Origin of the sequence: Cupriavidus sp. HPC(L), assembly GCF_000307735.3 — a bacterium.
Classification (GTDB): domain Bacteria; phylum Pseudomonadota; class Gammaproteobacteria; order Burkholderiales; family Burkholderiaceae; genus Cupriavidus.
The window spans coordinates 1-6,275 of the sequence record NZ_AMPR02000181.1 but is presented as its reverse complement, the minus strand read 5'-3'; the positions used below and the strand labels follow the sequence as shown (position 1 = coordinate 6,275).

Here is a 6,275-nt window from a genome sequence, read left to right as displayed (position 1 = left end):
CCCCTCTCCCGCTAGCGGGAGAGCGGCGGGGGAGAGGGCAGCGGCGGCCGATCTGCCAGCGACGTCCGCCACGATCGCGATTACAGCCCCGCCGCCTCCAGCGCCTCGTACGTCAGCAGGAACACCTGCTCCTCGCCGGCGCTGACCGTCAGCCAGATCAGTTCCAGATCGGGGAAGGCCGCCTCGACATTGTCGAACTCGTTACCGATCTCGACCACCAGCACGCCGCCGGGATTCAAGCGGGCGCGGGCGCCCGCCACGATCCGGCGCACCACGTCCATGCCGTCGTCGCCGCCGGCCAGCGCGATGCGCGGCTCGGCCAGGTATTCGGCGGGCAGCCGCTGCATGGCGCCCTCGTTCACATAGGGCGGATTGCTGAGGATCACGTCGTAGGTCGCGCCCGCCGGCAGCGGCGCGTACAGGTCGCCGTGATGCAGATGGATGCGGTCCTCGAGCCCGTAGTCGGCGACATTGCGGCGCGCCACCTCGAGCGCATCGGCCGAGATGTCGACCGCGTCGATCGTCGCGTGCGGCCAGGCCTGCGCGGCCAGGATCGGCAGGCAGCCCGAGCCGGTGCACAGCTCCAGCACCGGGCCGATCGCGTCGACGTCGCTGACCCACGGGTTCAATCCGTCCTGCAGCAGCTCGCCGATGAAGCTGCGCGGCACGATCACGCGCTCGTCGACATAGAAGCGCTGCCCATGCATATAGGCCTCGTGCGTGATGTAGGCAGCCGGCACGCGCTCGTCGACGCGGCGGCGGATCACCTCCATCACCGCGGCGATTTCCTCGGGCAGCAGCCGCGCGTCAAGGAAGGGATCGAGCGTATCGAGCGGCAGATGCAGCGTATGCAGGATCAGGTAGACCGCCTCGTCGTAGGGGTTGTCGGTGCCGTGGCCGAACGACAGGCCGGCCTGGGTGAAGCGCGACACCGCCAGGCGCAGCAGGTCGCGGACGGTGGACAGGGGAGAGGCGTGGGCCATGGCGAAGGAGAGGTCAGGGGTCGGTCGGGGCGGCGCGATGACAGCGGCGGGGTCGGGGCCGAATCGCTCAGGCGATCAGCCGTTCCAGCACGCCGCGATAGATGTTCTTCAGCGGCTCGATGAAGCGCACGTCGACGTGCTCGTCGATCTTGTGGATGCTGGCGTTGGGTGGGCCGAACTCGATCACCTGCGGGCAGATCTTCGCGATGAAGCGGCCGTCCGAGGTGCCGCCGGTGGTCGACAGTTCGGTCCGCACGCCGGTCTCGGCCGCGATCGCCGCAGCCATCGCCTCGGACAGCTCGCCGCGCGGCGTCAGGAACGGTTCGCCGCCGAGCGTCCAGTCGAGCTGGTATTCGAGCCGGTGGCGATCGAGGATCGCGTGCACGCGCGCCTTCAGCTGCTCGGGCGTGCTGGCCGTCGAGAAGCGGAAGTTGAAGTCGATCGTCACGTGGCCGGGGATCACGTTGGTCGCGCCGGTGCCCGCGTGGATGTTCGACATCTGCCAGGTGGTGGGCGGGAAATACGCGTTGCCGTCGTCCCAGCGCTCGCCGACCAGTTCGGCCAGCGCCGGCGCGGCCAGATGGATCGGGTTGCGCGCCAGGTGCGGATAGGCGATATGGCCCTGCACGCCCTTGACGGTCAGCTTGCCGGACAGCGAGCCGCGCCGGCCGTTCTTGACCATGTCGCCGAGCGTATCGACCGAGGTCGGCTCGCCGACCACGCAGTAATCGAGCCGTTCGCCGCGCGCCTGCAGTGCCTGCACGACCTTGACGGTGCCGTCGTGGGCCGGGCCTTCCTCGTCGCTGGTGATCAGGAGCGCGATCGAGCCGGCATGGTCCGGATGGGCCTGCAGGAATTCCTCGATCGCCACCACGAAGCCCGCGATCGACGTCTTCATGTCGGCCGCGCCGCGGCCGTACAGCTTGCCGTCGCGATGGGTCGGCTCGAACGGCGGCGAGGTCCATTGTTCGAGCGGGCCGGTCGGCACCACGTCGGTGTGGCCGGCGAACGTCAGCAGCTTGCCACCGGTCCCCAGCCGGCCGCGCTTGACCGCCCATAGATTGGTCACGCGGAACGAGTCCGGGCCGCTGACCAGCGATTCGCAGGTGAAGCCGAGCGCGGACAGCCGCGCCTGCAGCACGGCCTGGCAGCCTTCGTCGGCGGGGGTCACCGACTGGCGGCGGATCAGGTCTTCGGTCAGCGCCAGCGTGGGATTGGCGGCGGGCGTTGCGGGGGCGTTGGCGGTCATGGCGCGGATGTGGGGGAAGCGGTCGGACGGTCAGGCGGTCAGGCGATAAGGCGATAAGGCGATAAGGCGATAAGGCGATAAGGCGATAAGGCGATAAGGCGATAAGGCGATAAGGCGATAAGGCGATAAGGCGATAAGGCGGCGAGCGTTCGGGCTCAGCCCTGGAAACGTTCGGCGTACTGGTCCGCGGCAAAGCCGACCGCGACCGCGCCGTCATGTTCGAGCACCGGCCGCTTGATCAGCGACGGGCTGCGCTGCATCAGCGCGATCGCGCCGTCGGCGTTCTCGGCCAGCGCCTTGTCGGCGTCGGGCAGCGCGCGCCAGGTGGTGCCCTTGCGGTTCAGCAGCAGCGACAGCGGCACCTGCTCGAGCCAGCGGCGCAGCATCGTCTCGTCGACGCCCTGCTTCTTGAAGTCGTGGAAGGCGTAGTCGACGCCGTTGGTTTCGAGCCAGGTGCGGGCTTTCTTGACGGTATCGCAGTTCGGGATGCCGTAGAGCTGGACGGTCATGGCGAATGAGGAATGGAACGTTGGCGAGGGGTGGGCCAGGGATGGCGACAGTGACGCGAGGCGCGATGCCGCCAGCCGCAGCCCGGTTCAGCGCAGCAGCAGATTGATGGCGATCACCAGCGCCGGCAGGCCCAGCGCGAAGCCGGCCATCGCCACCGCGGTCATCAGCCGCAGCCGGCGGTCCAGCCGCGCCGCTTCCTTGCGCAGCGCGTCGATGGTGATCGCGTGCTGTTCGGCCAGCAGCTTGACGTTCTCGGCCTGCTGCATCGCGGCCGTCTCGAGCTCGGCGACGCGCGCCGCGAGCAGGCGCGCCTGCTCCTGCGGATCGGACGCCGGCGTGCCGTCGGCCGGCTCGTCCTTGCGCTTGCCCTTCTTGTATTTCTCGATGGTCTTGTTGGCCTGCTCGAGAATGGTCGGCAGCAGGGACAGCACGGTGCTGACGGTGGCGGGGTCCAGGGCCATGAATCGCTTGCGAAGGGAGGGCACGGGTCACCTCACGTAGGAGCCGGCGCGGTGCGCCGGTCGGGGCGAGGGGGGCGGAAGAAGCGACAGCGGTGGCGGCCCGCGGGCCGCCACCGCGCTGCCGTCAGTCGCCGCGCAGCAGGTCGTTCAGGCTGGTCTTGGCGCGCGTCTGCGCGTCGACCTTCTTGACGATCACGGCGCAGTACAGGCTGTACTTGCCGTCCTTCGACGGCAGGTTGCCCGCCACCACCACCGAGCCCGCCGGCACGCGGCCGTAGTGGATCTCGCCGGTTTCGCGATCGTAGATCTTGGTCGACTGGCCCAGGTAGACGCCCATCGAGATCACCGAGTTCTCCTCGACGATCACGCCCTCGACGATTTCCGAACGGGCGCCGATGAAGCAGTTGTCCTCGATGATCACCGGGTTGGCCTGCAGCGGCTCGAGCACGCCGCCGATGCCGACGCCGCCCGACAGGTGCACGTTCTTGCCGATCTGCGCGCACGAACCGACGGTGGCCCAGGTATCGACCATCGTGCCTTCATCGACATAGGCGCCGATGTTGACGTAGGAGGGCATCAGCACCGCGTTCTTCGCGATGAACGAGCCGCGGCGGGCCACCGCCGGCGGCACCACGCGAAAGCCCGCCTTGGCGAAATCGTCGGCCGACCAGTTGGTGAACTTGGTCGGCACCTTGTCGTAGAACTGCGCGAAGCCGCCGGCGGCCATCGGCACGTTGTCCTCGAGGCGGAACGACAGCAGCACCGCCTTCTTGACCCACTGGTTGACGATCCAGTCCTTGCCTTGCTTCTCGGCCACGCGCAGCGTGCCCGCGTCGAGCTGGCCGATCACCGTGGCCACCGCTTCGCGGATGTCGGCCGGGGCGGACTTGGGCGACAGGCTGGCGCGGTCTTCCCAGGCCTGGTCGATCAGAGCTTGCAGTGCTTGCGTCATATGCGTTTCTTCGCGTGTTGTCGTGGTTGATCGTGGTTGAATTCGTGGCCGCCACGCGGGAGCGCGCATGGCGGCCAACAGGGGTTCGGACTGGATTCGGTTCAGCCGCGACGCGCCAGGCCCCGGCAGAAGGCGACGATGCGCTCGGCACCCTCGCGGCATTCCTCGGGCGTCGCGACCAGCGCCATCCGCACGCGGTTGGCACCGGGATTGATGCCGTCGGTCTCGCGCGCCAGGTAGCTGCCCGGCAGCACGGTCAGGTGCTGCTCGGCATAGAGCCGCGCGGCGAACTCGGTGTCGGATAGGCCGGTGCGCGAGACATCGGCCCACAGATAGAAGCCCGCGTCGGGCAGCGCGACGTCGAGCACCTCGGCCAGCATCGGCGTGACTTCGGCGAACTTGGCGACATAGGCGGCGCGGTTCTCGCGCACATGGGCCTCGTCGTTCCAGGCCGCGACGCTGGCGCTCTGCACCGCCGGGTTCATCGCGCCGCCATGGTAGGTGCGATACAGCAGGAAGCGGCCCAGCAGCGCCGCGTCGCCGGCGACGAAGCCCGAGCGCAGGCCCGGCACGTTCGAGCGCTTGGACAGGCTGGAGAACATCACCAGCCTCTCGAAGCCGCGGCCCAGCCGGTGCGCCGCCTCGAGCGCGCCCAGCGGCGGCTTGCCTTCATCGAAATAGATTTCGGAATAGCACTCGTCGGAAGCGATCACGAAGCCGTGGCGGTCGGACAGCGCGAACAGCCGGCGCCAGTCCTCCAGCGACAGCACCGCGCCGGTCGGATTGCCCGGCGAGCAGACATAGACCAGCTGCACGCGCGGCCAGACATCGTCGGCAATGCGGTCGAACGCCGGGGCGAAGTTGCGCGCCGGATCGCTGTTGGCGAACACCGGCGTGGCGCCGGCCAGCAGCGCGGCGCCCTCGTAGATCTGATAGAAGGGGTTCGGGCACAGCACCAGCGCGCCGGGGCGGGTGCCGTCGACCACGGTCTGGGCGAAGGCGAACAGCGCCTCGCGCGAGCCGGTGACCGGCAGCACATGGCTGGCGGGGTCGACGCGGGGCAGGCCGTAGCGCCGTTCCAGCCAGCCGGCGATGCATTGGCGCAGCGCGTCGGAACCGGCCGTTGTGGGATAATTCGCCAGCCCGCCAAGCGACTCGGCCAGCGCATCGCGGATGAAGCGCGGGGTCGGATGCTTGGGCTCGCCAATGCCGAAACTGATCGGCCGCAGCGCACCGTTCGGCTCGATTCCCGCAAACAGGGCCTTCAGTTTCTCGAACGGGTAGGGCTGCAGCAAATCGAGACGCGGGTTCATGATGGGTCGAAGGCCTGTCGAAACGCAGCATTATAAGGGACGAGCCCGGGGACGAGGCGGGGGACGAGGCGCCGCGCCGAGGGACCGGCGGCCGCGGGTGTCCTGGCCACGATCGGGCTCCCGTATCGCCCAAATCGATCCAGATCCATGTCAGGCACCGTTTCCCGGGTGCCGCCCGTCCATGCTTTTCATTTCATGAGCCATTCCAACACCAACGTGCAGCCCGGCACCGCCCATGCCGATACCGATACCTTCAAGGCTTCCCTGTCGATCCTGCTCGGCGCCTCGGTGTGGGGCATCGCCTGGTATCCGTATCGGCTGCTGGCCGCCTGGGGCCTGGGCGGCATGAAGGCGGCCGCGGTGGTCAGCGCGGTGGCCGCCGTGCTGGCGCTGCTGGTGCTGCGGCGGCAATTGCGCGGGCTGCGCTGGTCGTGGCTGTTCGTCGCGATCGCGCTGGCGGCCGGCGTCACCAATGCCGGCTTCGTCTGGGGCAGCGTCCACGGCCACGTGATGCGGGTGCTGCTGCTGTTCTATCTGACCCCCGTGTGGACCGTGCTGGTCGCGCGGCTGCTGATCGGCGAACGGGTCTCGCCGGCGGGGCTGGTGCTGGTCGCGCTGGCGATGTTCGGCGCCGGCCTGATGCTGTGGACGCCCGAGGTCGGCGTGCCGCTGCCGCGCGACGCCGCCGAATGGGCCGGTCTGGTCGCCGGCATCGCGTTCGCGTTCAACAACGTGCTGTCGCGCCGCGCCGGCCAGCGCTTTCCCGAGATGGACGCGCGGCTGCGCACGCTGATGGTGTTCGGCGGC

Annotated in this window: 6 protein-coding genes and 1 pseudogene; 1 reads left to right on the top strand and 6 read right to left on the bottom strand. The window is 69.0% G+C overall.

What is annotated here, in order from left to right; all coding sequences use genetic code 11:
* Window positions 1–80: 80 nt before the first annotated feature.
* From prmB to dapC, 6 genes are all read right to left on the bottom strand, one after another.
* Window positions 81–983 (bottom strand): 50S ribosomal protein L3 N(5)-glutamine methyltransferase, encoded by a 903-nt coding sequence (gene prmB, locus B551_RS12035; protein ID WP_006578822.1) that lies wholly within the window; start codon window positions 981–983, stop codon window positions 81–83.
* Window positions 984–1,050: 67 nt separating this feature from the next.
* Window positions 1,051–2,232: a succinyl-diaminopimelate desuccinylase gene (gene dapE / locus B551_RS12030; protein ID WP_006578821.1), complete on the bottom strand. Its 1,182-nt coding sequence runs from the start codon at window positions 2,230–2,232 to the stop codon at window positions 1,051–1,053.
* A gap of 155 nt (window positions 2,233–2,387) precedes the next feature.
* On the bottom strand, window positions 2,388–2,741 hold the full coding sequence (locus tag B551_RS12025) for an ArsC family reductase (RefSeq protein WP_023264167.1): 354 nt from the start codon (window positions 2,739–2,741) through the stop codon (window positions 2,388–2,390).
* An 87-nt stretch (window positions 2,742–2,828) separates the two neighbouring features.
* Window positions 2,829–3,203 (bottom strand): hypothetical protein, encoded by a 375-nt coding sequence (locus B551_RS12020; protein ID WP_006578819.1) that lies wholly within the window; start codon window positions 3,201–3,203, stop codon window positions 2,829–2,831.
* 124 nt (window positions 3,204–3,327) lie between these two features.
* On the bottom strand, window positions 3,328–4,155 hold the full coding sequence (gene dapD, locus B551_RS12015; RefSeq protein WP_006578818.1) for a 2,3,4,5-tetrahydropyridine-2,6-dicarboxylate N-succinyltransferase: 828 nt from the start codon (window positions 4,153–4,155) through the stop codon (window positions 3,328–3,330).
* A gap of 101 nt (window positions 4,156–4,256) precedes the next feature.
* On the bottom strand, window positions 4,257–5,468 hold the full coding sequence (gene dapC / locus B551_RS12010) for a succinyldiaminopimelate transaminase (RefSeq protein ID WP_006578817.1): 1,212 nt from the start codon (window positions 5,466–5,468) through the stop codon (window positions 4,257–4,259).
* Between the two features lie 195 nt (window positions 5,469–5,663).
* On the opposite strand from dapC, the pseudogene B551_RS12005 reads away from it, so the two are divergent.
* Window positions 5,664–6,275: pseudogene (locus B551_RS12005) on the top strand (EamA/RhaT family transporter); the annotation flags it as partial.